This window comes from Methylobacterium sp. E-016, from assembly GCF_022829745.1.
GTDB lineage: Bacteria > Pseudomonadota > Alphaproteobacteria > Rhizobiales > Beijerinckiaceae > Methylobacterium.
This window is the reverse complement of the sequence record NZ_JAKSYF010000115.1, coordinates 92,067-111,335: the sequence shown is the minus strand read 5'-3', so window position 1 is coordinate 111,335 and position 19,269 is coordinate 92,067. Positions and strand designations below refer to the sequence as shown.

At 70.4% G+C, this 19,269-nt stretch carries 19 protein-coding genes, 1 pseudogene and 1 riboswitch; of the genes and pseudogenes, 12 read left to right on the top strand and 8 right to left on the bottom strand.

The window, feature by feature from the left end:
* Nucleotides 1–10: 10 nt before the first annotated feature.
* Nucleotides 11–754, top strand: a complete 744-nt coding sequence (locus MKK68_RS14870) for an HAD-IA family hydrolase (RefSeq protein WP_147727023.1) — start codon at nucleotides 11–13, stop codon at nucleotides 752–754.
* Between the two features lie 4 nt (nucleotides 755–758).
* Here the strand turns inward: MKK68_RS14870 and MKK68_RS14865 are convergent, their stop codons facing one another.
* Nucleotides 759–1,814 carry an SDR family oxidoreductase gene (locus tag MKK68_RS14865; RefSeq protein WP_244030930.1) on the bottom strand — a complete coding sequence of 352 codons (1,056 nt, stop codon included), beginning with the start codon at nucleotides 1,812–1,814 and terminating at the stop codon, nucleotides 759–761.
* A 202-nt stretch (nucleotides 1,815–2,016) separates the two neighbouring features.
* Between MKK68_RS14865 and MKK68_RS14860 the strand changes: the two genes are divergently transcribed.
* Nucleotides 2,017–2,763 (top strand): YebC/PmpR family DNA-binding transcriptional regulator, encoded by a 747-nt coding sequence (locus tag MKK68_RS14860; RefSeq protein ID WP_147727021.1) that lies wholly within the window; start codon nucleotides 2,017–2,019, stop codon nucleotides 2,761–2,763.
* A 10-nt stretch (nucleotides 2,764–2,773) separates the two neighbouring features.
* On the opposite strand, the gene MKK68_RS14855 is transcribed toward MKK68_RS14860, so the two are convergent.
* Nucleotides 2,774–3,064, bottom strand: coding sequence for a hypothetical protein (locus MKK68_RS14855; protein ID WP_147841609.1), 291 nt, complete (start codon nucleotides 3,062–3,064; stop codon nucleotides 2,774–2,776).
* 178 nt (nucleotides 3,065–3,242) lie between these two features.
* Here MKK68_RS14855 and ruvC point away from each other — a divergent pair, with 178 nt between their 5' ends.
* Nucleotides 3,243–3,806, top strand: coding sequence for a crossover junction endodeoxyribonuclease RuvC (gene ruvC, locus MKK68_RS14850; RefSeq protein ID WP_244030928.1), 564 nt, complete (start codon nucleotides 3,243–3,245; stop codon nucleotides 3,804–3,806).
* Nucleotides 3,807–3,812: 6 nt separating this feature from the next.
* Here ruvC and MKK68_RS14845 read toward each other — a convergent pair whose 3' ends face one another.
* A complete protein-coding gene (locus MKK68_RS14845) occupies nucleotides 3,813–4,427 on the bottom strand; it encodes a YceI family protein (RefSeq protein ID WP_244030926.1) in 615 nt (204 codons plus the stop codon).
* 176 nt (nucleotides 4,428–4,603) lie between these two features.
* Here MKK68_RS14845 and ruvA point away from each other — a divergent pair, with 176 nt between their 5' ends.
* From ruvA to bfr, 3 genes are all read left to right on the top strand, one after another.
* The gene (gene ruvA / locus MKK68_RS14840) at nucleotides 4,604–5,221 is read left to right on the top strand and encodes a Holliday junction branch migration protein RuvA (RefSeq protein ID WP_243935490.1); all 618 of its coding nucleotides are present in this window, start codon (nucleotides 4,604–4,606) and stop codon (nucleotides 5,219–5,221) included.
* Between the two features lie 230 nt (nucleotides 5,222–5,451).
* Nucleotides 5,452–5,730 (top strand): bacterioferritin-associated ferredoxin, encoded by a 279-nt coding sequence (locus MKK68_RS14835; RefSeq protein WP_243951119.1) that lies wholly within the window; start codon nucleotides 5,452–5,454, stop codon nucleotides 5,728–5,730.
* A gap of 48 nt (nucleotides 5,731–5,778) precedes the next feature.
* Complete coding sequence (gene bfr, locus MKK68_RS14830; protein ID WP_147727192.1) at nucleotides 5,779–6,276, top strand: bacterioferritin; 498 nt, start codon at nucleotides 5,779–5,781, stop codon at nucleotides 6,274–6,276.
* A 46-nt stretch (nucleotides 6,277–6,322) separates the two neighbouring features.
* Here bfr and MKK68_RS14825 read toward each other — a convergent pair whose 3' ends face one another.
* Nucleotides 6,323–6,952 (bottom strand): pyridoxamine 5'-phosphate oxidase family protein, encoded by a 630-nt coding sequence (locus tag MKK68_RS14825; RefSeq protein WP_279605352.1) that lies wholly within the window; start codon nucleotides 6,950–6,952, stop codon nucleotides 6,323–6,325.
* A 254-nt stretch (nucleotides 6,953–7,206) separates the two neighbouring features.
* Between MKK68_RS14825 and MKK68_RS14820 the strand changes: the two genes are divergently transcribed.
* The gene (locus MKK68_RS14820; protein ID WP_244030924.1) at nucleotides 7,207–8,199 is read left to right on the top strand and encodes an NAD(P)H-dependent flavin oxidoreductase; all 993 of its coding nucleotides are present in this window, start codon (nucleotides 7,207–7,209) and stop codon (nucleotides 8,197–8,199) included.
* On the opposite strand, the gene MKK68_RS14815 is transcribed toward MKK68_RS14820, so the two are convergent.
* Both MKK68_RS14815 and MKK68_RS14810 read right to left on the bottom strand, forming a co-directional pair.
* Nucleotides 8,184–9,383, bottom strand: coding sequence for a sensor domain-containing diguanylate cyclase (locus MKK68_RS14815; protein WP_244030923.1), 1,200 nt, complete (start codon nucleotides 9,381–9,383; stop codon nucleotides 8,184–8,186). The genes MKK68_RS14820 and MKK68_RS14815 overlap by 16 nt on opposite strands.
* A 177-nt stretch (nucleotides 9,384–9,560) precedes the next feature.
* Nucleotides 9,561–10,859, bottom strand: coding sequence for an HlyC/CorC family transporter (locus MKK68_RS14810; protein WP_244030921.1), 1,299 nt, complete (start codon nucleotides 10,857–10,859; stop codon nucleotides 9,561–9,563).
* 275 nt (nucleotides 10,860–11,134) lie between these two features.
* Here MKK68_RS14810 and MKK68_RS14805 point away from each other — a divergent pair, with 275 nt between their 5' ends.
* Nucleotides 11,135–12,034, top strand: a complete 900-nt coding sequence (locus MKK68_RS14805) for a phosphatase PAP2 family protein (RefSeq protein ID WP_244030918.1) — start codon at nucleotides 11,135–11,137, stop codon at nucleotides 12,032–12,034.
* Here MKK68_RS14805 and aroB read toward each other — a convergent pair.
* Nucleotides 11,964–13,085 (bottom strand): 3-dehydroquinate synthase, encoded by a 1,122-nt coding sequence (gene aroB, locus MKK68_RS14800; protein ID WP_244030916.1) that lies wholly within the window; start codon nucleotides 13,083–13,085, stop codon nucleotides 11,964–11,966. The two genes, MKK68_RS14805 and aroB, sit on opposite strands and share 71 nt — an antisense overlap.
* Nucleotides 13,086–13,092: 7 nt before the next feature.
* Nucleotides 13,093–13,698 (bottom strand): shikimate kinase, encoded by a 606-nt coding sequence (locus MKK68_RS14795; protein WP_147727186.1) that lies wholly within the window; start codon nucleotides 13,696–13,698, stop codon nucleotides 13,093–13,095.
* 338 nt (nucleotides 13,699–14,036) lie between these two features.
* Here MKK68_RS14795 and MKK68_RS29760 point away from each other — a divergent pair, with 338 nt between their 5' ends.
* The 4 genes and pseudogenes from MKK68_RS29760 (at nucleotide 14,037) to MKK68_RS14775 (ending at nucleotide 19,269) form a co-directional block, all read left to right on the top strand.
* Complete coding sequence (locus MKK68_RS29760; RefSeq protein WP_147730042.1) at nucleotides 14,037–14,189, top strand: histidine kinase; 153 nt, start codon at nucleotides 14,037–14,039, stop codon at nucleotides 14,187–14,189.
* Nucleotides 14,186–15,172 carry a site-specific tyrosine recombinase XerD gene (locus MKK68_RS14785; protein WP_313899231.1) on the top strand — a complete coding sequence of 329 codons (987 nt, stop codon included), beginning with the start codon at nucleotides 14,186–14,188 and terminating at the stop codon, nucleotides 15,170–15,172. Before MKK68_RS29760 ends, MKK68_RS14785 begins: the two co-directional genes overlap by 4 nt.
* 61 nt (nucleotides 15,173–15,233) lie before the next feature.
* Nucleotides 15,234–16,469 (top strand): App1 family protein, encoded by a 1,236-nt coding sequence (locus tag MKK68_RS14780; protein WP_244030914.1) that lies wholly within the window; start codon nucleotides 15,234–15,236, stop codon nucleotides 16,467–16,469.
* 84 nt (nucleotides 16,470–16,553) lie between these two features.
* A riboswitch (cobalamin riboswitch) is annotated at nucleotides 16,554–16,762 on the top strand.
* A gap of 335 nt (nucleotides 16,763–17,097) precedes the next feature.
* A pseudogene (locus MKK68_RS14775) lies at nucleotides 17,098–19,269 on the top strand (TonB-dependent receptor).

Here is a 19,269-nt window from a genome sequence, read left to right as displayed (position 1 = left end):
TGGCGACCTCATGCTGAAGGCGCTGATCTTCGACGTCGACGGGACGCTGGCCGAGACCGAGGACCTGCATCGCCAGGCCTTCAATCACGCCTTCTCCGAGCTCGGCCTGCCCTGGCACTGGGACCCGGCGTGCTACGCCGACCTGCTGACGGTGATGGGCGGGAAGGAGCGGCTCGCCCACTACGTCGCGACCCGCCACGGCGATGCCGCGGGCCTGCGAGCGCGCATGCCGGAGATCCACACCCGCAAGACCGCGATCTACGGCGGCCTCGTCGCGGAGGGCGCGCTCGCGCTCCGCCCAGGCGTCGCGAGGCTGATCGCCGAGGCGCGGGCGGGCGACGTCCGGCTCGCGATCGCGACGACCACCACCCGCGCCAACGTCGACACGCTCCTCGCCGTCAACTTTCCGGCCGGCGACCGCCCCTTCGACGTGATCGCCTCGGGCGACGAGGCCGCCCGCAAGAAGCCGGCCTCCGACATCTTCGATCTCGCGGTGCAACGCCTCGGCATCGCGCCGTCGGAGGCGATCGCGTTCGAGGATTCCGCCGCCGGCATCCGCTCGGCGCTCGATGCCGGCCTGCCGGTGCTGGCGACCCGCAGCCGCTACACCGAGAGCCACCGCCTCGACGGCGCGTTCTCGGCGGTGTCGGATCTCGGCGAGCCGGGGCATCCGCACCGGCACGTCTTCGGGTTCGCGTGGGCGGACGGGGTCGTGACGCTCGCGGGCCTGAGGGAGTGGCACGCGAGCGCCTGACCCGTCAGTCGCGACAGGCGAGCCGGCGACCGGCCGACTGCCGGCGCGCATCGTGCCGCCCCTGCGCTTCCGTCGCGAACAGCGTCGTCCCCGCGACGAGGCCCAGTGCCGCGGCAAGGCCGAGCTTCAGCCATTTCGGGTCGGCGGCGGCGACGTGGCCGACGGCGCGGTCGTCGAAACGGCCATGGGCGCCGGGATCGGTGTCCACCGGCTCGTAGAGGTTGTCGGCTCGGTGCTTGTTGGCGCGCACGCTGGTCATCTCCCCGCGATATCCGTGACGGGCGAGATACCCGTCGATCCAGCCCGGGATCACCATGTTGCCGACGATCGCCTTCCAGGCCGACGTCCCGATCCAGAGCTCGCGCGGCGCTGCCTGCGCGGCCGCGTAGACGTGGCGGGCGATCGCCTCGGGCTGGTAGATCGGCGGCACCGGCTCGAGCTTGCGCGGCAGCACCGAGCGGGCCCAATCGAATTGCGGCGTGTTCACCGCAGGCAGCTGCACCATCGTCAGCCGTACCTTGCTGCCGTCGTGCAGCAATTCGCTGCGCAGCGAGTCGACGAAACCGCGCACCGCCGCCTTGGCCGCGCAATAGGTCGCCTGCAGGGGGATCGAGCGGTAGGCCAGGGCCGAGCCGATATGGACGATGGTGCCGGAATCCTTGGGCACCATGTGCTCGAGCGCGGCGAGCGTGCCGTGGACCTGGCCGAGATAGGTCACCTCGGTGACGCGACGGAACTCCTCGGCGGAGGTCTGCTGGACGGGCGCGTAGACCGTCACCATCGCGTTGTTGACCCAGACGTCGATGCCGCCGAACGCCGCGACGACCTCGGCGGCCGCCTGGCTCACCGCGTCCGCGTCGGCGACGTCGGCCGCGAACGCCATCGGGCGTCCGCCGGCCCGCACCACGTCCTCGATCGTCCCGTGGAGGCCGGCCTCGCCTCGGGCGATCAGGCCGACGTTCCATCCATGCCGGGCGAACTCGCAGGCGACCGCCCGGCCGACGCCGGCGCTGGCGCCCGTGACCACGACCGTCCGTTTCCGCTCAACCTGTTTTCGCATTCTGTCCTCGTCGGCGCGCCGGTCGGCCGCGGTTCGTGAACGCCCGTCGCCGCCGATCTTTCCGTCGTCGGCCGATCGCGTTCCCGTGTGCCGCCCGCGTTGCCTCCCCGCGCCGCACGCGCGTATAAACCGCGGCATCCCCGCCCGGCGGCGTCGAGGGCGCGAGCCCTCCGCCGCCAAGACCCAAAGAACGCGCGACGCCATGGCCGGCCATTCCCAGTTCAAGAACATCATGCACCGCAAGGGCCGGGTGGACGCCGTCCGCTCGAAGCTCTTCGGGAAGCTCGCCCGCGAGATCACGGTGGCGGCCAAGCTCGGCCTGCCCGATCCGGCGATGAACGCGCGCCTGCGCGCCGCGATCATCGCGGCCCGCGCCGAGAACGTGCCCAAGGATAACATCGAGCGGGCGATCAAGAAGGCGGCCGGTGCCGACGGGGAGACCTACGAGGAGATCCGCTACGAGGGCTACGGCCCGGGCGGCGCCGCGCTGATCGTCGAGGCGCAGACCGACAACCGCAACCGCACGGCCTCCGACGTGCGCTCGGCCTTCACCAAGTCCGGCGGGAGCCTCGCCGAGACCGGCGCCGTCGCGTTCATGTTCGACCGCGTCGGGGTGGTCGGCTTCGCGGCCTCGGTCGCCGACGCCGACACGATGCTGGAGGCGGCGATCGAGGCCGGCGCCGACGACGTGCGCTCGGACGAATCCGGCCACGAGATCACCTGCGCGCAGGACTCCTTCGGCGAGGTCACCAAGGCCCTGGAGGCGCGCTTCGGCGAGCCGACCCGCACCGGCCTCGTCTGGAAGGCGCAGAACACGATCGACGTCGACGACGAGACCGGCGAGAAGCTGATCCGCCTCGTCGAGGTGATCGAGGACCAGGACGACGTGCAGAACGTCTACGTCAACTTCGCCCTGTCCGACGCGCTGGTGGCCAAGCTCGAGGCCTGAGGCGTGGGCGTCAGCGGGGCGAGGCCGCCCCGCTGCGGTCGCAGCGGTAGGGCGCGACCCCGATCGCCGGGTCCTGCAGCACGCGGCCGCCCGAGGCCTCGCAGCGGACCTGGAAGGAATCGTGCGGCCCCCAGAAGCTCCAGATCGTGAACATCGGCAGCACCATCATCAGGCAGACGCTGCCGATGACCATGCCCGCCGCCCAGGCGTTGCCGCGCAGCGGTTTCGGCGGCTCCGGCCGCATCGGCGGCATCGGCGCGAGGAAGGCCAGGGTCGGCACCAGCCAATCGAGGGTGTTCATCCGCCAGCCCGCCCGAGGTTTCGGCCCGCATCGTGGCGCGCCGCGAAGCCGACGGTAGTTCGATCGCCTCAGTTTCGAAAGTCGGCCAGCCGCGACCGTTTGGCGAAACCCTTCGTTCACGCTATGTGCTCAGACAGAGCCGGTACGGCGTTCCGGCCGTGCGGCCAAGGTCCGGTTCATGACGCCCATCCGCATCCTCGGCATCGATCCGGGCCTGCGCCGCACCGGCTGGGGCGTCGTGACGGTGACGGGGGCGAAGCTCGCCTACGTCGATTGCGGCGTCGTCACCTCGGACGGCGACCTGCCGCTGGCGCTGCGCCTGCGCGAATTGCACGAGGGCATCACCCGGGTCGTGCGGGACTTCTCGCCCAACGAGGTTTCGGTCGAGGAGACCTTCGTCAACAAGGACGCGCAGGCGACGCTCAAGCTCGGGCACGCCCGCGCCATCGCGCTGCTGGTGCCGGCGCTCGCCGGCGTGCCGGTGTTCGAGTACGCGGCGAACCTGATCAAGAAGTCGGTCTGCGGCTCGGGGCATGCCGAGAAGGCGCAGATCCAGGCGATGGTGCGCTTCCTGTTGCCGAAGGCCGAGTTCAAGCTGGCGGATGCGGCCGATGCGCTCGCCATCGCCATCACCCACGTCAACCATCGCGGCGCCCATGCGCTCAAGCGCGCGAACCCGCCGCCCGGCGCGGCCGGGCCGGGCGCCGCGCGGATCGCGGCGGCGTTGGCCAAGCTCGGCTGAGGCAGATCAGTTCACCGCCTTGAACTCGCCTTCGAGGCGCAGGACGACCTCGTCGCCGAGCATCGGCAGGTAGGCGTCGATGCCGAAGTCCGACCGCTTCAGCACGGCGCGGCCGTCGAAGCCGACGGTGTAGGCCTTGTCGACGGGATGGATGCCGGCCTGGTTGAAGGTCGCGTCGAAGGCGACCGGCTTGGTGACGCCGCGCAGCGTCAGGTCGCCGGTGACGCGTGCCGTGGTCGGGCTCGTCGCCTCCACCGCGGTGGCGGCGAAGGTCGCGCTCGGGAACTTCGCGGTGTCGAAGAAGTCGGGCGTCTGGAGATGCGCGTCGAGCTTCGGGTTCACGCCGGTGATGCTGTCGGTGCCGATCGTGACCTTGAGCCGGATCTTGGTCGCGTCCTTGGGGTCGAGGGTCGCGTCGCCGGTGACGTCGGTGATCTGCCCGTAATAGGTCGAGAAGCCGAGATGGCTCAGCGACCAGGTGATCTTGGCGTGGTCGGGATCGAGGCGGTAGGTGCCCGGCCGGACCTGCGTCGGGTCGGCGCTGGGGGCAGTCGCGGTGTCGGCGGCCCGCGCCGGCGAGAGGGCGAGCGTCAGGGCGAGGAGAAGCAAGGGTCCGCGCATCGGGATCGCCTGGGTTGTAACCGACCGTTTCCCTGCCCTGATCCCACGAAGCTCGGCCGCTCTCAAGACTGGCCTGCAGAAAGACTCGCCACGGTTCGCCGGATGGCGGCGATGCGCGGCATTCTGTAGGCAGCGGACGGCACGCTGGACGCGGCGGCGCGAATGATCGGGATCTCATGATCGGGAAGCTCAAGGGCGTGGTCGATTCCTACGGCGAGGATTTCGTCCTCCTCGACGTCCAGGGAGTCGGGTACGAGGTGCATTGCTCGGCGCGCACGCTCCAGCGCCTGCCGAAGCCCGGCGAGCCGGCCGTCCTTTCGATCGAGACGCATGTCCGCGAGGACATGATCCGCCTCTACGGCTTCCGCTCGGATGCCGAGCGCGAGTGGTTCCGCCTGCTCCAGACCGTGCAGGGCGTCGGCTCCAAGGTCGCCCTCGGGCTGCTCTCGGTGCTGGAGCCGCCTCAGCTCGCCTCGGCGATCGCCATGGGCGACAAGACCGCCGTCGCGCGTGCGCCCGGCGTCGGCCCGCGGCTGGCCGCCCGGCTGGTGGCCGAACTCAAGGACAAGGCGCCGGCCTTCGCGCCGATCGATCCGGCGCTCATCGCCCTGTCGGGCGCGGTCGAGAACCGCTCCGCGCCCCAGCCCGTCGCCGACGCGATCTCGGCGCTGGTCAACCTCGGCTACGCCCAGCTCCAGGCCTCGGCCGCGGTCGCCGCTGCCTTGAAGGCTGGCGGCGAGGACGCCGAGGCGAAGGTTCTCATCCGGCTCGCGCTGAAGGAGCTGGCGCAATAGGGAGCCGCGAAACGCGACGACGCGATCCGATCGTGCGCTCGTGATCGCCGGAGCCTTGACCCATACGGTGCCGGATGGCATGTGGCGTTCGCTAACACGTTGAAAACGCTCAGTTTTCAAGAGTTCTAAACTGGCGACGGTCGAGGACCGGGACGACGCACGGTGAGCGCTCTCGAACGATTCGAAGGCGTCGAAGGAAACGAGCCTCCAGCCATCGGGTTTTGGATCGTATGATCGTCTGTTCCTGCAACGTCCTCTCGGATGGCGCCGTGCGCGGGTGTCTAGGCCCGGGTCCTGGCTGCCCGCGCACGCCGGCCCAGGTCTACGCCTGCCTCGGCTGCAGCCCGAAATGCGGGCGTTGCGCCCGCACGATCCGCTCGATCATGCAGAACGCCCTCGGCGCCGCGGCGCTCGAGGCGGGACAGGACGCCCATGCCTGCGCGACGGGTTGCGCAACCGGCTGCAGTTTGGGAAAGGTCCAGCCTGCAGAGGAGGGGATCGCCGCCTGAGGCGTAGCCCGGCTTTTCCCTCGCTCGGCCAAGGGGAGAACGGGTTTCATGAAGGGCGACATCAAGGTCATCGAGTATCTCAACCGCGGCTTGCGCAGCGAGCTGACCGCGGTGAGCCAGTACTGGCTCCACTTCCGGATGCTCAACGACTGGGGCTACATCGACCTCGCCAAGTTCTGGCGCAAGGAATCGATCGAGGAGATGAACCACGCGGACCGGTTCGTCGACCGGATCCTGTTCCTCGACGGCTTCCCCAACCTCCAGGAGCTCGATCCCCTGCGGATCGGCCAGAACGTCGAGGAGATCATCGCCTGCGATCTCGCCGCCGAGTGCGAGGCCCGCGCGCTCTACCTCGAAGCCGCCAAGTACTGCGATTCGATCAACGACCGGGTGTCGAAGCGCCTGTTCGAGGATCTGGCCGAGGACGAGGAAGGCCACATCGACTTCCTCGAGACCCAGCAGGAACTGATCCGCCAGATCGGCCTGCCGCTCTACGCCCAGCGCCACGTCGGCGGCCTGGAGCCGATCGCCCCCGAAGCCGAATGAACGGGAGGCGGGATCGCCGGGGACCCCCGGCGATCCCGCGCGATGCTCAGTAGAGCCGGGTGCGGTAGGCCTCCTCGGTCGAGCGCTCGGCATCGGCGACGCTCACGGTGCCGGTCTGCTCGGCGAGGATGCGCCCGAGGCTCGGGAAGCTCTTGCGCTCGACCTGCGCCTCCGGCGACCACAGCTTGGCCCGCATCAGCGCCTTGGCGCAGTGGAAGAACACCTCCTCCACCGCGACGCGCAGACCCGTCACCGGGATCTTGCCCTGGGCGACCAGGGGCGCGAGCATCTCGGCCGACGTGACCAGCGCCGCGCGCCCGTTCACCCGCAGCGTCTCGTCGATGCCCGGCACGAAGAAGATCAGCCCGACCCCGGGATTGCCGAGCACGTTGCCGAAGCTGTCGACGCGGTTGTTGCCGCGGCGGTCCGGGATCAGCAACGTCGCGTCGTCGAGGATCCGGACGAAGCCGGGAGCGTCGCCGCGCGGGCTCGCGTCGGCCCGGCCTTCCGCGTCCATCGAGGCGAGCACCAGGAAGGGCGAGAGCGCGATGAAATCGCGGGCGAAGTGATCGAGCCGCGGGAGCACCTTGTGCTCGGCCATCGGCCTGATCGCGCCGACATGCGTGCGCAACGCCTCGGGAACGCCGAGAATCGTGTCGTCGATCGTCCCGTTCAAGCGGCATCCTCCGGGTTCGGGCCGTCGCGGCCCTCTGACATGGCCTCGAGCCGGCCGGCACGCGCGAACGCCGCGCGAGACCGGACCGGCTCCGACCGAGCCTGCATCTCGGCCCCGGGCTGCACAACCCGCGCCACGGCCTGGCGACGGCCGACGCCGGTGTCCGTCGATGTCGTCGGCAAACCTGCATCGGAGTCTTGACGGCGCGACCGCCGGCCCTTGATCCTCGCCGCGACGATCGAGAGGCAGGGCGCATGGCCGAATCCGCATCGAACGAACGGCTGCCCCCGGCGCTGCTCGGCACGCTGGCCCTGCCGGTGATCGCCGCGCCGCTGTTCATCGTGTCGGGGCCCGACCTCGTGATCGCCCAGTGCCTGTCGGGCATCGTCGGGTCGTTTCCCGCGCTGAATGCCCGGCCGGCCGAACGCCTCGACACCTGGCTGTCGCTCATCACCGGCACGCTCGCCGCGGCGCGGGCGGCCGAGCCGACGCGGCGGATCGCGCCGTTCGCGGTCAACCAGATCGTCCACGCCTCGAACGACCGTCTGGCCCGGGACGTCGCCGCCTGCGTCGCCCACGCGGTCCCGATCGTCATCACCTCGCTCAGGGCGCCCGACGCCGTGGTGCGGCCGATCCACGGTTACGGCGGCGTGGTGTTCCACGACGTCACCACCGTCCGGCACGCGGAGAAGGCGCTGGAGGCCGGCGTCGACGGGCTGATCCTGGTCTGCGCCGGAGCGGGCGGGCATGCCGGCACGCTGAGCCCGTTCGCCCTGCTCGGCGAGGTGCGGCGCTTCTACGACGGGCCGATCATCCTGTCGGGGGCGATCACCACCGGCAGCGCGATCCTCGCCGCGCAGGCGATGGGCGCCGACCTCGCCTACATGGGCACGCGCTTCATCGCGACGGCGGAGGCCAACGCCGCCGACGGCTACAAGGCGATGATCGCGGAAAGCGCGGCCGCCGACATCCTCTACACCCCGTTCTTCACCGGCGTGCCCGGAAACTACCTGAGCCCCAGCATCCGCGCCGCCGGGCTCGATCCCGAGAGCCTGCCGGATGTCGACAAGAGCGCGATGAACTTCGGCAGCAGCCGGGCGAAGCCGTGGCGCGACGTGTGGGGTGCCGGCCAGGGCGTCGGGACGATCGCGGACGCGCCGCCCGTGGCGGACGTGGTCGCACGGCTCGCGCGCGAATACGCGGCTGCCCGCGCACGCCTGGGGGCCGCAGCCTACTCGGCTGCCTGAGGCCAAGGCAGTCGCCGGTTTCGGGCGGCCTGCACATCCGGACCGTCCGCCTCGGCCAGTTCCGTCCGGCTGCGGCCGTTGCGCTTGGCGCGGTAGAGCGCGAGGTCGGCCCGGCGCATCAGGTCGTCGAAACGCTCATGTCCCGGCGTGCTCACCGCCACGCCGATGCTGCAGCTGACCTCGAGGTGCGGCAGCATCGGCAGGCGCAGGGCGGCGAAGGCGCGGCCGAAGCGGACCGCCTCGCGCCGGGCGGCCTCCGGGGTCTGAGCCGGGATCAGGCACGCGAACTCCTCGCCACCGAGCCGGCCGAACGCGCGATCGCCCGGCAGCAAGGCCCGCCCCAGGGCGCAGAAACCGACCAGCACCCCGTCGCCGACCGCGTGGCCGTAGGTGTCGTTCACACGCTTGAAGTGATCGAGGTCGAACAGCAGCAGCGCGCTCGGCGAGGGCCGCGCCAGCATCGCCTCGGCCTCCAGCACGAAGGCGCGGCGGTTGGCGATGCCGGTCAGCGGATCGACCGATGCGGCGAGCCGCTGTGCCCGCTCGGCCCGCTCCTTGGTCAGCGCCATGAACGTGAAGGCGAGGGCGATCGTGAACAGCATCGCGGCAAAGCACAGGATCGCGACCCAGCGCGATTGCAGGGCGTCTGGGCTGGTCGGCAGGGGGGCGAGGAAGGCTGCGGGGATCCGGACCGCGTAGCAGAGCCCGTAGATGCACAGCAGGATCATCGCGGGGTAGCGCGAGACCAGCCGCTCCGCCCGGCCGCGCCAGATCTCGTAGGCGCTCGCCGCGCAGAAGAGGGTCGCGATCGACGAGGCGAGGACAACCCGCGCCGCGATCGAGCCGTAGAACGCCGGGACGAGGCAAGCCGTCGCGAAGGCGCCGCCGCTCAGGATCGCGATCGACAGGCGCAGGCTCCGCCCCTCGAAGGCCCGCACGCCGCTCCAGATCAGACCGTAGGCGGCGATCATCATCGCGTTGGCGACGCCGATGGAGAGCCAGTCGGGGATCGTGCCGCGCAGGGCCAGCCCGCCGGAGGCGATCGCGCCGACGAGGTGCGCGACGCCCCAGATCGCCAGAGCGTGCGTCCGACGTGCCTGGACCCACGACAGCACGAAGAGTACGCCCACGAGGAACGTGAGGACGAAGGTCACCAGTAGAAGGGTCGCGATGTCGAGACGCATGGTCCGCTTGACGTCTCCCGACGATCACTCCGATGGCCGAGACCACACCTGCGATACGGCACCCGAGACTGAGCACAACATCAAACTAGAGCATAAACAACATCTAAACGCCCGTATCAGACCTGACTGATATCAAAACTCCATAACATAGGTTATCGGGATGACGGGCCAAATCCCTCATCCGTCGCCACGCTTGCTCCCCGTCGGCTCCAGCGGCGTGATCCGCAGGGTCGTGATGCGATTCTTCGCCTTGCGCAGGACCTGGAAGCGGAAGCCGTGGAAGTTGAAGGCGGTTCCCTGGTCGGGGATGGCGCGCGCCTCGTGGATGACGAGCCCGGCGATGGTGGTCGCCTCCTCGTCCGGCAGGTTCCAGTCCATCGCCCGGTTGAGGTCGCGAATCGGCACGCCGCCGTCGGCGTTGACCGAGCCGTCGCCCTGCGGCCGCACGCCCGAGACGGCGACGTCGTGCTCGTCGGCGATGTCGCCGACGATCTCCTCGAGGATGTCCTCCAGGGTGATGAGGCCCATCACCTCGCCGTACTCGTCGACGACGAGGGCGAAGTGGGTCTTCTTCGAGAGGAAGGCCTTGAGCTGGTCGCGCAGGCTGGTGGTGTCCGGCACGAACCAGGTCTCGAGCGCCAGCGCCTCGACCTTGAGGCCGGACGCGTCGCCGCCGGCCGCGTCGAGGGCCCGGAGCAGGTCCTTGGCATGCAGCACGCCGACGACGTTCTCCGTGGTGCCGCGCCACAGCGGCATCCGTGTGTAGGGCGAGGCCAGCACCTCGCGCACGATCTCCTCGGAGGGCAGGTCGACGTTGATGATCCGCATCTTGGTGCGGTGGACCATCACCTCCGAGACAGAGAGGTCGTTGAGGTCGAGCAGGCCGCCGAGCATGTCGCGCTCGGCCTTGGCCACCCCGCCCTCGCGGTGCAGCAGCGCGACCTGCCCGCGGATCTCCTCGGTCGGCGACAGGATCGACTGGTGGTCGCCGATCGTGACGCCGAACGGGCGCAGCATCAGCCGCACCAGGCTCTCGATCGCGAGCGCCGCCGGGCCCATCACCGCGACCGCGAAGGCGACGGGGCGGGCCATCATCAGGGCCGCCTTGTCGGGCTTCGAGATCGCGAGCGTCTTCGGCAGCACCTCGGCGAAGACGATCACCAGCACCGACATGCCGACGGTGGCGTAGATGACGCCGCTCTTGCCGAAGACCGCGGTCAGCACGCTCGTCATGAAGGCGGAGGCGCCGATCGCGACGATGTTGTAGCCGATCAGCATCGCGCCGATGAAGCGCTCGCGGATCGCCAGGATGCGGTTGACGATGCCCGCCCGCGCATCCCCCGCCTCCTCCAGGGAATGCATCCGCGCGCGGGACGCGGCGGTGAAGGCTGTCTCCGCGCCCGCGAAGAAGGCCGAGAGCAGCAGCGAGATCACGACGATGCTCGCGGCCAGCCAGAGGTCGGTGTGGGTTTCCATCGCGCCGGGTTTTCAAGCTCGCAAGTGACCGCGCATACGGCTCGATGCGCAACGCTCGGCTCGTCCTATACCAATGGCCTCCGCCCGCGACGGTCAAATGTGGCCGCGGGCTCGGACCGCAGGCTCTTAACGTCCTATTCCACTGTCTGTGTCAGTTTCTCGGCGAGCACCGGGAGCCTTCCATGAAAAGGTCTGCGGAACGCCCGCAAGACGCAACGTGGTACCTCATCGGCGGCACCGTCGTGGTCTCGGCCGTCTGGATGGCGCGAGTCGGCTTGGCGTTCGACTGGAAGAGCGCCATCGTGCCGGTCCTCGCCTGCCTAGCGCTGGCCGGCGGTGTCGCGGTCTACAGCGTCTGGCGCCCAGACGAACGGTTGGCCGGTTGCCTGAACGCGACGGCGCAATTGATCGCGCTGACCGTCGTGGGTGAACCGTTGTCCTACGCGGTGGCGTGCAGCGGCGGACCCGCTTGGGACGCGACGTTCATGGCTTGGGACCGCATCCTGGGTCTGGATTGGCAGGCCTACCTCGCCTTCGTGAACGCGCGGCCTTGGCTGGCGAAGATCAACACGACGACCTACCAATCAGTCATGCCGCAGCTCATCGTGGTCGTCGTGGGGCTGAGCCTTACCGGCCGTCTGGAGGCCTGCCGGACGTTTGTGCTGGCGGTAGCGCTCACGGCCATCGCCGCGATAGCAATCTCGGGCCTGATGCCGGCCGAGACGGTGTTCATGCATCTCGGCCTATCCCAGGCCACTGCTCCGAACGTCCCCTTCATCGACGACACCCACATCCTGGCCCTACGCGACGGAAGCCTAAAAGTCGTCTCGCTCACTGATGGGCAGGGCATCATCGCGTTCCCAAGCTTCCACGCTGCGCTCGGGGCGATCCTGGCACGCGCCTTCTGGCACCTGCCCTGGGCACGGTGGCCGGGCCTGTTCGTCAACCTTGTCATGGTCGTTGCGACGCCGGTCTCCGGAGGGCACTACTTCGTGGATGTTTTCGCGGGGCTCGGCCTCGCCGGCTTAGCGATGGCGACCGCAAGCCTCGTCGAGCGGCACGGAGGCATCGCCCCGGCTTTCGGAAAGCGAATCGGGGCGGCGATCACGCCTCGATCTGCAGCTCGTCCTGCAGGAAGGCGCGCACCGCGTCCCGCTCGATTCCCGGCGCGATGAAGCTCCGGCCGATGCCGCGGGCGAGGATGAAGGTCAGCGCGCCATCCTTCACCTTCTTGTCCTGCGCCATCGCGTCGAGCAGCGCGTCGGCGTCGCCGCAGCCGCCGGGCACGGCCTGGAGGGTGGTCGGCAGGCCGGCGAGCGCGAGGTGGTTGGCGACGCGGCCCGCATCCTGGCCCGCGCACAGGCCGAGACGGGCCGAGAAGCGGAACGCCAGCGCCAGCCCGATCGCGACGCCCTCGCCGTGGACGAGGCGGGCCGACTCGTAGCCGGTGAGGCGTTCCAGCGCGTGGCCGAAGGTGTGGCCGAGATTCAAGAGGGCGCGCTCGCCGTCCTCGCGCTCGTCGCGGACGACGACGCCGGCCTTGGCGCGGCAGCAGATCGCCACCGCCTCGTCGCGGTCCGGCCCGCCGGAGAAGATCCCGCGCCAATGGGCCTCGCACCAGTCGAAGAAGCCGGCATCGCCGATCAGCCCGTACTTGGCGACCTCGGCGTAGCCCGCCCGCATCTCGCGCTCCGAGAGCGTGTCGAGGGTCGCGGTGTCGGCGAGCACGAGGCGAGGCTGGTGGAAGGCGCCGATCAGGTTCTTGCCGAGCGGCGAATTGATCCCGGTCTTGCCGCCGACCGAGGAATCGACCTGGGCGAGCAGGCTCGTCGGCACCTGCACGAAGCGCACGCCGCGCCGCAGGGTCGCCGCGGCGAAGCCCGCGAGATCGCCGACGACGCCGCCGCCGAGGGCGACCACGAGGTCGCCGCGCTCGACCTTGTGGGCGAGCAGGCCGTCGCAGACCGACGCGTAGGTCGCGTAGGATTTCGAGGCCTCGCCCGGCGCCACCGCGACGAGTGCGGAGCGCAGGCCCGCTTCCTCCAGGCTCCTTCGCAGGGCGTCGCCGTAGAGCGCCGCGACGGTCTCGTCGCTGACGATCACCGCCGCCTTGCCGCCCAGCGCCGCCACGCGCGCGCCGGCGCCGGCGATGAGGCCGCGCCCGATCAGGATGTCGTAGTCGCGGCCCTGGTCGAGGGGGACGTGGACGGCGAGGGGCTCGGTCATGACAGCTTCACTGCGCGGCGACCGCGCGGCTCTCGTCCGGCGGGTTGAGGTAGGCGTCGAGGGCTTCGAGCACGTCCTGCACGACGCGGTCGTGGGCGACGTCGCGGGACAGCGCGGTCACGTCGGAGGCGGCATAGACCGGATGGCGCAGGTCCATCAGGTCGCGCATGGTCCGCTCGGGATCCTCGGTCTGGAGCAGCGGGCGGTTGCCGCGCTTGCGCACCCGCCGCATCAGCACGTCGAGCTCGGCCTTGAGCCAGACCGACACGCCCGATTCCGCGATTCGCGCGCGGGTCGACTCGCGCATGAACGCGCCGCCGCCGGTGGCCAGGACCAGCGGCCCCGCCCGCAGCAGGCGCGAGATCACGCGCTCCTCGCCGTCGCGAAAGCTCGGCTCGCCGTAGATCGCGAAGATGTCGGGGATGGTCAGGCCCGCGGCCGCCTCGATCTCGATGTCGGCGTCCTTGAAGATCAGGCCGAGCCGGCTCGCGAGGCGGCGGCCGACGGTGCTCTTGCCCGCTCCCATCAGGCCCACGAGCACGATCGAGCGCGAGCCGAGGGCCCGGCGCAGGCGCGCTTCGATCGGATCGCCCATCGGCTCGGGCGTGGTCATCGGGCGGGGCTCGGCATGGACGGCAAAGGGCGGGTCGGCGACGGGGCTGGAAGCGGGTGCGGCGGTGTCCCGGGTCTTATACCAAGTCGGCGGGGTTATCACCCATGCGCTCGGGCCCGCGGCCGCCGCCCCCTGAAATCTCGGAAAGGGCCCGGAGACGGCATGGAGCCGGCCCGATGCGCCGGCCCGTCGTCGCGGCGAGACGGGCGCAGGATGTGGCCTTCCGGGCCTTGCCAGCGCGGCGGCGGCATGGTGCAACCCGGGTCGCCGCGGCGCAAAACTTAAGTCCCCGCTGCGCCCTGCTCCATCGCGTCCGCGTGCCCCGAGGTTCGACCGCTGTGCCGACCCTATTCCGTTTCTTCGCCACCCTCGCGATCCTGGCCGGCCTCGTCTTCGCCGGCATGTTCGCGCTCGCGACCTTCGTGACGCCGACGCCGCGGGAAATGAGCGTGACCATCCCCGCCTCGAAGCTCCAGCCGGGCGGCCGGTGAGGGAGGAGCGTCCGCCCGAGGCCGAGCGGCGGACGCCGCCCGAGATCGCGGCCTACCTCGACATGCTGGCCGCCGAGCGCGGGGCGGCGAAGAACACCCTCGAAGCCTACCGGCGCGATCTCGACGACTACTTCGGTCACCTCGCCGACGAGGGCCTCGACCTCGCCGAGATCGAGGCGGCGGACCTCCGCGCCTACGTCGCCTCCCTCGAGCCGCGTGGCCTGAAGCCGGCCTCCGCCGCCCGGCGGCTCTCCTGCATCCGCGGCTTCCACAAGTTCCTCTACGCGGAAGGGCTGGCCGAATCCGATCCGAGCGCGCCGCTCACCGGCCCGCGCCGCGGCCGCGCGCTGCCGAAGGTGCTGTCGGTCGCCGAAGTCGACCGGCTGCTCGCGACGGCGCGCGCACAGATCGATGCGGCGGTCGAGGCCGAGGCGCCGGGCCAGGCGCGGCGGGCGCAGCGGATGCTGTGCCTGCTCGAGCTGCTCTACGCCACGGGCCTGCGCGTCTCCGAGCTGATCGCGCTTCCGCGCTCGGCCGCCTCGACCCGCGAGCGCTACCTCGTGGTGCGGGGAAAGGGTGGGCGCGAACGGCTCGTGCCGCTCACCGAGCTGGCGCGCGACGCGATGCGCCGACACCTCGCCGCCTCGCCGAGCGATGCGCCGTGGCTGTTTCCCGCCGACAGCGAGAGCGGCCATCTCACCCGGCAGGCCTTCGCCCGCGACCTGAAGGCGGCGGCGGAGGCCGCGGGCCTGCGCGCCGACAAGGTCAGCCCGCACGTGCTGCGCCACGCCTTCGCCAGTCACCTGCTGCACAACGGCGCCGACCTGCGGATCGTGCAGGAGCTGCTCGGCCACGCCGACATCTCGACGACGCAGATCTACACGCACGTCCTCGACGACCGCCTGAAGAGCATGGTCCGCGACCTGCATCCGCTGATGGACGAGCCCTCCGGCCCCGACGGCGCAACGGAGGTGCAGCCGTGAGGGCTCCGATCCGCCGCTTGCGGCGTTGACCGGCTCAGGCGACGGAAGCGGGCGATCGGCGATGGGAGTGCGTTTGCGGCGTTGGAGGAAGGGCGCGGTCCGGGCGCTGAAGCTCGTCGCCCGCCCGGTCCGCCGGGCGCAGGGGCGCGGCGGCATCGTCATCGAGCCCTATCGCGGCTACGGCTCCGCCGACGAGATCTTCCTGATCGGCCGCATCTTCCGCCAATCCCACCCCGATACGGCACCGGGCGACGAGAGCCTGCGCGCGCAGCTGCGGGACATCGCCCGGCGGATCGCGCGGCGGGCGCTGAAGGACGCCGCCGTCACCGCCCGCTTCGGCGGCGCGCAGGCGCGGGTCGAGACCGACCGCGACGGCTACTTCCGCGTCCATCTCAGCCCGGAGGCGTTGCCCGCGGGCGACCATGGCTGGCACGACGTCGACCTCACGCTCGAGGCGGAGCCGCCAGTGCGGGCGCGGGGGCAGGTGTTCGTGCCGCCGGGAGCCACCGGCTGCGTCGTCGTCAGCGATATCGACGACACGGTGATGCGCACGGGCGTCGCCAACAAGGCCAAGATGCTGTGGCGGCTGTTCGTGGAGGATGCCGAGAACCGCGTCGCCTTCCCCGGCGTCGCCGCGCTCTACCGGGCCCTCTACGTCGGCCCGGACGGCATCGAGACCAACCCGATGCTCTACGTCTCGCGCGCGCCGTGGGGCCTGTACGAGATGCTGTCGGAGTTCTTCACGATCCAGGGCATCCCGGTGGGCCCGATCCTGTTCCTGCGCGAATGGGGCCTGTCGTGGAAGCACCCCCTCCCCCGCCGGGCGGAAGATCACAAGCGCGCCCTGATCGTCCACATGCTGTCGCTGTATCGCGACCTGCCCTTCGTGCTGATCGGCGACAGCGGGCAGCACGATCCGGAGGTCTACGGCCGGATCGTCGCCGACCATCCGGGCCGGGTGAAGGCGGTCTACATCCGCAACGTGTCGCGGGACGCCGACCGCGTCCGCGAGATCGAGGCGCTGGCGCAGGTCGTCGCGGCCGCCGGCAGCCACCTCGTCATCGCCGCAGACAGCACCGCCATCGCCCGGCACGCAGCGGGCCTCGGCCTGATCGCACCGGGCGCGGTCGCCCTGGTGGCGGACGAGCACGCGGCCGGCGGCGAGCCGGCGGAGCTGACCGCGGAGACCGCCCTGCCGGGCGACCTCGGCTCCGTCCTCGGCGGCGCCGGAGGAACCTTGCCGCCGAGCGTCGTCGTCGAGGCGTCGGCGCAGGACGGATCGCATGTCTCGACCTAACGCCACCGTGCGCGCCGTCGCTGTCGCCGCCGGGTCACACTTCACAGGAGCGTGATTCCGGCCGTTGACTCTTCGGGACCGCGGAAGCCACTTGGCGGGGACGGTTCCCCTCGGGGATCAAAAGGGAACGCGGTGAGGACGAGGCTCCGAGGAGCCTTTCCGATGCCGCGGCTGCCCCCGCAACTGTAAGCGGCGAGCCTCCATCAACACGTCACTGGGTCACGGCGCCTGGGAAGACGATGAGGGGCAGCGACCCGCGAGCCAGGAGACCTGCCGTCAGTCGTGGTCACACGCGAAACGCGTCGGGCGGGGTGCCTCGACGGGTGTCGAGACGCATGGGCCCGCGCGGCGCATACGGGGCGGCCTCGTTCGCGGTGACGTGCCACCACACGCGTCCGCACGTCCCTTCCATGCCCTTGCCGACCGCGAGACCCGCGCCGAACGACGCACAGGAAGCCGCCCGGCATCCGTGCGCCGGCGGCCGAGCCGCGTTCGGCCGATCGCCTAATTGTAACATTGTTACATTCGATGTAGATCGAGGGTCGGGCAGGCCGTCGCGTCGCGCCGATAGAGCCGAATCCGATCCATGCTCGTTCTTCTGCAAACCGCTCGTTCCCTCGGGCGCGCGATGCGCTGCCCGCTCCTCGCCGGCACGGCGCTCGTCATCCTCGCTCCGCCGCGAGAGGCCGGCGCCCAGCCGGTCGCCGGCGAATCGGCGAGCGTCGTGCTCGACACCCTCACGGTCGCGGGCGACGGCGTCGGCTTGAGCCGCACCGCGCCGGTCGGCCTCAACCTGCGCACGCCCGACCGCGGCGCGAGCCGCCTCGGCCTCACGCCGCTGGAGACCCCCGGCAGCGTCGACGTCATCTCCGGCGAGACCGCGCGGCTGCGCGGCCAGGACACGATCGCGGACGCCGTGACGCAGAACGCCACCGGCTTCACCACCATCGCCTCGCCGGGCAACGGCAACGGCGCCTTCACCAGCCGCGGGTTCTCGGGGCCGAACTCGATCCAGCAGCTCTACGACGGCACGCGGCTGTTCGTCGGCGCCAACACGGTGACTTTCCCGTTCGACACCTGGAACGTCGAGCGCATCGAGGTGCTGCGCGGGCCGGCCTCCGTGCTCTACGGCGACGGGGCGATCGGCGGCGTCATCAACGTGGTGACGAAGAAGCCGACCTTCACGCCCATCAACGTGGTGCGGGCCGGCGTCGGATCGGACGGCATCGCGCGGCTCGCCCTCGATTCCGGCGGCCCGATCGGCGACGCGGTGGCCTATCGCCTTAACGTCAGCGGCAACCGCGCCGGCGGCTGGATCAGCCCGGACGGCGACTTCCGCAACCTCGCGGTCTCGGGCGCGATCCTGCTCCAGGCCACGCCCGACCTCGCCTTCACCCTGAGCCACGACCTCGGCTATCAGGAGCCGGCGCGCTACTGGGGCACGCCGCTGGTCGACGGGCGCATCCCGGATTTCATCCGGTTCAAGAACTACAACGTGCGCGACGCCAAGATCACCTGGGCGGACAACTGGACCCAGCTCAAGACGGAGTGGACGCCCACCGCCGACATCACGGTGCGGAACACCGCCTACCGGCTGCAGAGCAGGCGCCACTGGCTCGACGTCGAGACCTACAGCTTCGACCGATCGACGCGATTGGTCGACCGGAGCGACTACACCGAAATCTACCACCAGCAGGAACAGCTCGGGAACCGGTTCGACGCCGCGTTCAAGGGCACGCTGTTCGGCTTCCGCAACGAGTTCCTGGCCGGCTTCGACGTGAACCACATCGACTTTCGGCACATCAACAACTTCTCGACCGTCGGATCGGGCCTCGTCACCAGCGTCCCGCTGACGGATTACGACCCGGGCTCGTTCCCGCTGAACGGCCGCGCCAGCCCGGCCTACGCGACGAGCACCGACCAGGCCTCGGTCTTCGCCGAGGACCGGCTGATCCTCACCGACCAGCTCTCGTTCCTGTCCGGCGTCCGGTTCGACGCCTCGACCCTGCAGCGCGAGAACCTGATGAGCAACGCGCAGTTCGAGAAGTCCTTCCAGGGCCTCGGCTACCGCTTCGGGCTGGTGTTCAACCCGACGCCGGACACCGCGCTCTATGCGCAGGTCGCCACCGCCACGGACCCGGTGAACAGCCTGATCACGCTGTCGCAATCGCTGGCCGGCTTCACGCTCTCCACCGGCGAGCAGGTCGAGCTCGGCGCCAAGGGCGTGTTCTGGGACGGCCGAGGCGAGTGGACGCTCGCCGGCTACCGCATCGTCAAGGACAACCTGATCTCGGCGGTGCCGGGCCAGCCGAACGTCTCGACGCAGGTCGGCCGGCAATCCTCCTAAGGGGTCGAGGCGGCGCTCTCGCTGCAGGTCACGCCGCTCTGGCGGGTCGACGCGAACCTCGCCCTGCTGCACGCGCAGTACGATTCCTTGAACCAGGCCGTGAACGGCGCGACGATTTCGTACGCCGGCAACCGGCCGATCGACGTGCCCGAGCGGGTCGCCAACCTCTGGCTCAATTACGCCTTCGCGCCGGCCTGGGAAGCACGGGTCGGGTTCCAGTACGTCGGCGAGGTGTTCAGCGATTTCGGCAACACCGCGCGACGCCCGGCCTACGGGCTGGTCAACCTCGGCCTCGACCATCAGGTCACGCCGGCCTCGCGCCTGTCCTTCCGCGTCTTCAACCTGTTCGACAAGGTCTACGCGATCAGCGGAAACGCGGTGGACGGGGTCGGCACAAACTGGCTCCTCGGGCGACCGCGCTCGTTCGAGGTCGCCTTCACGACGGCGTTCTGA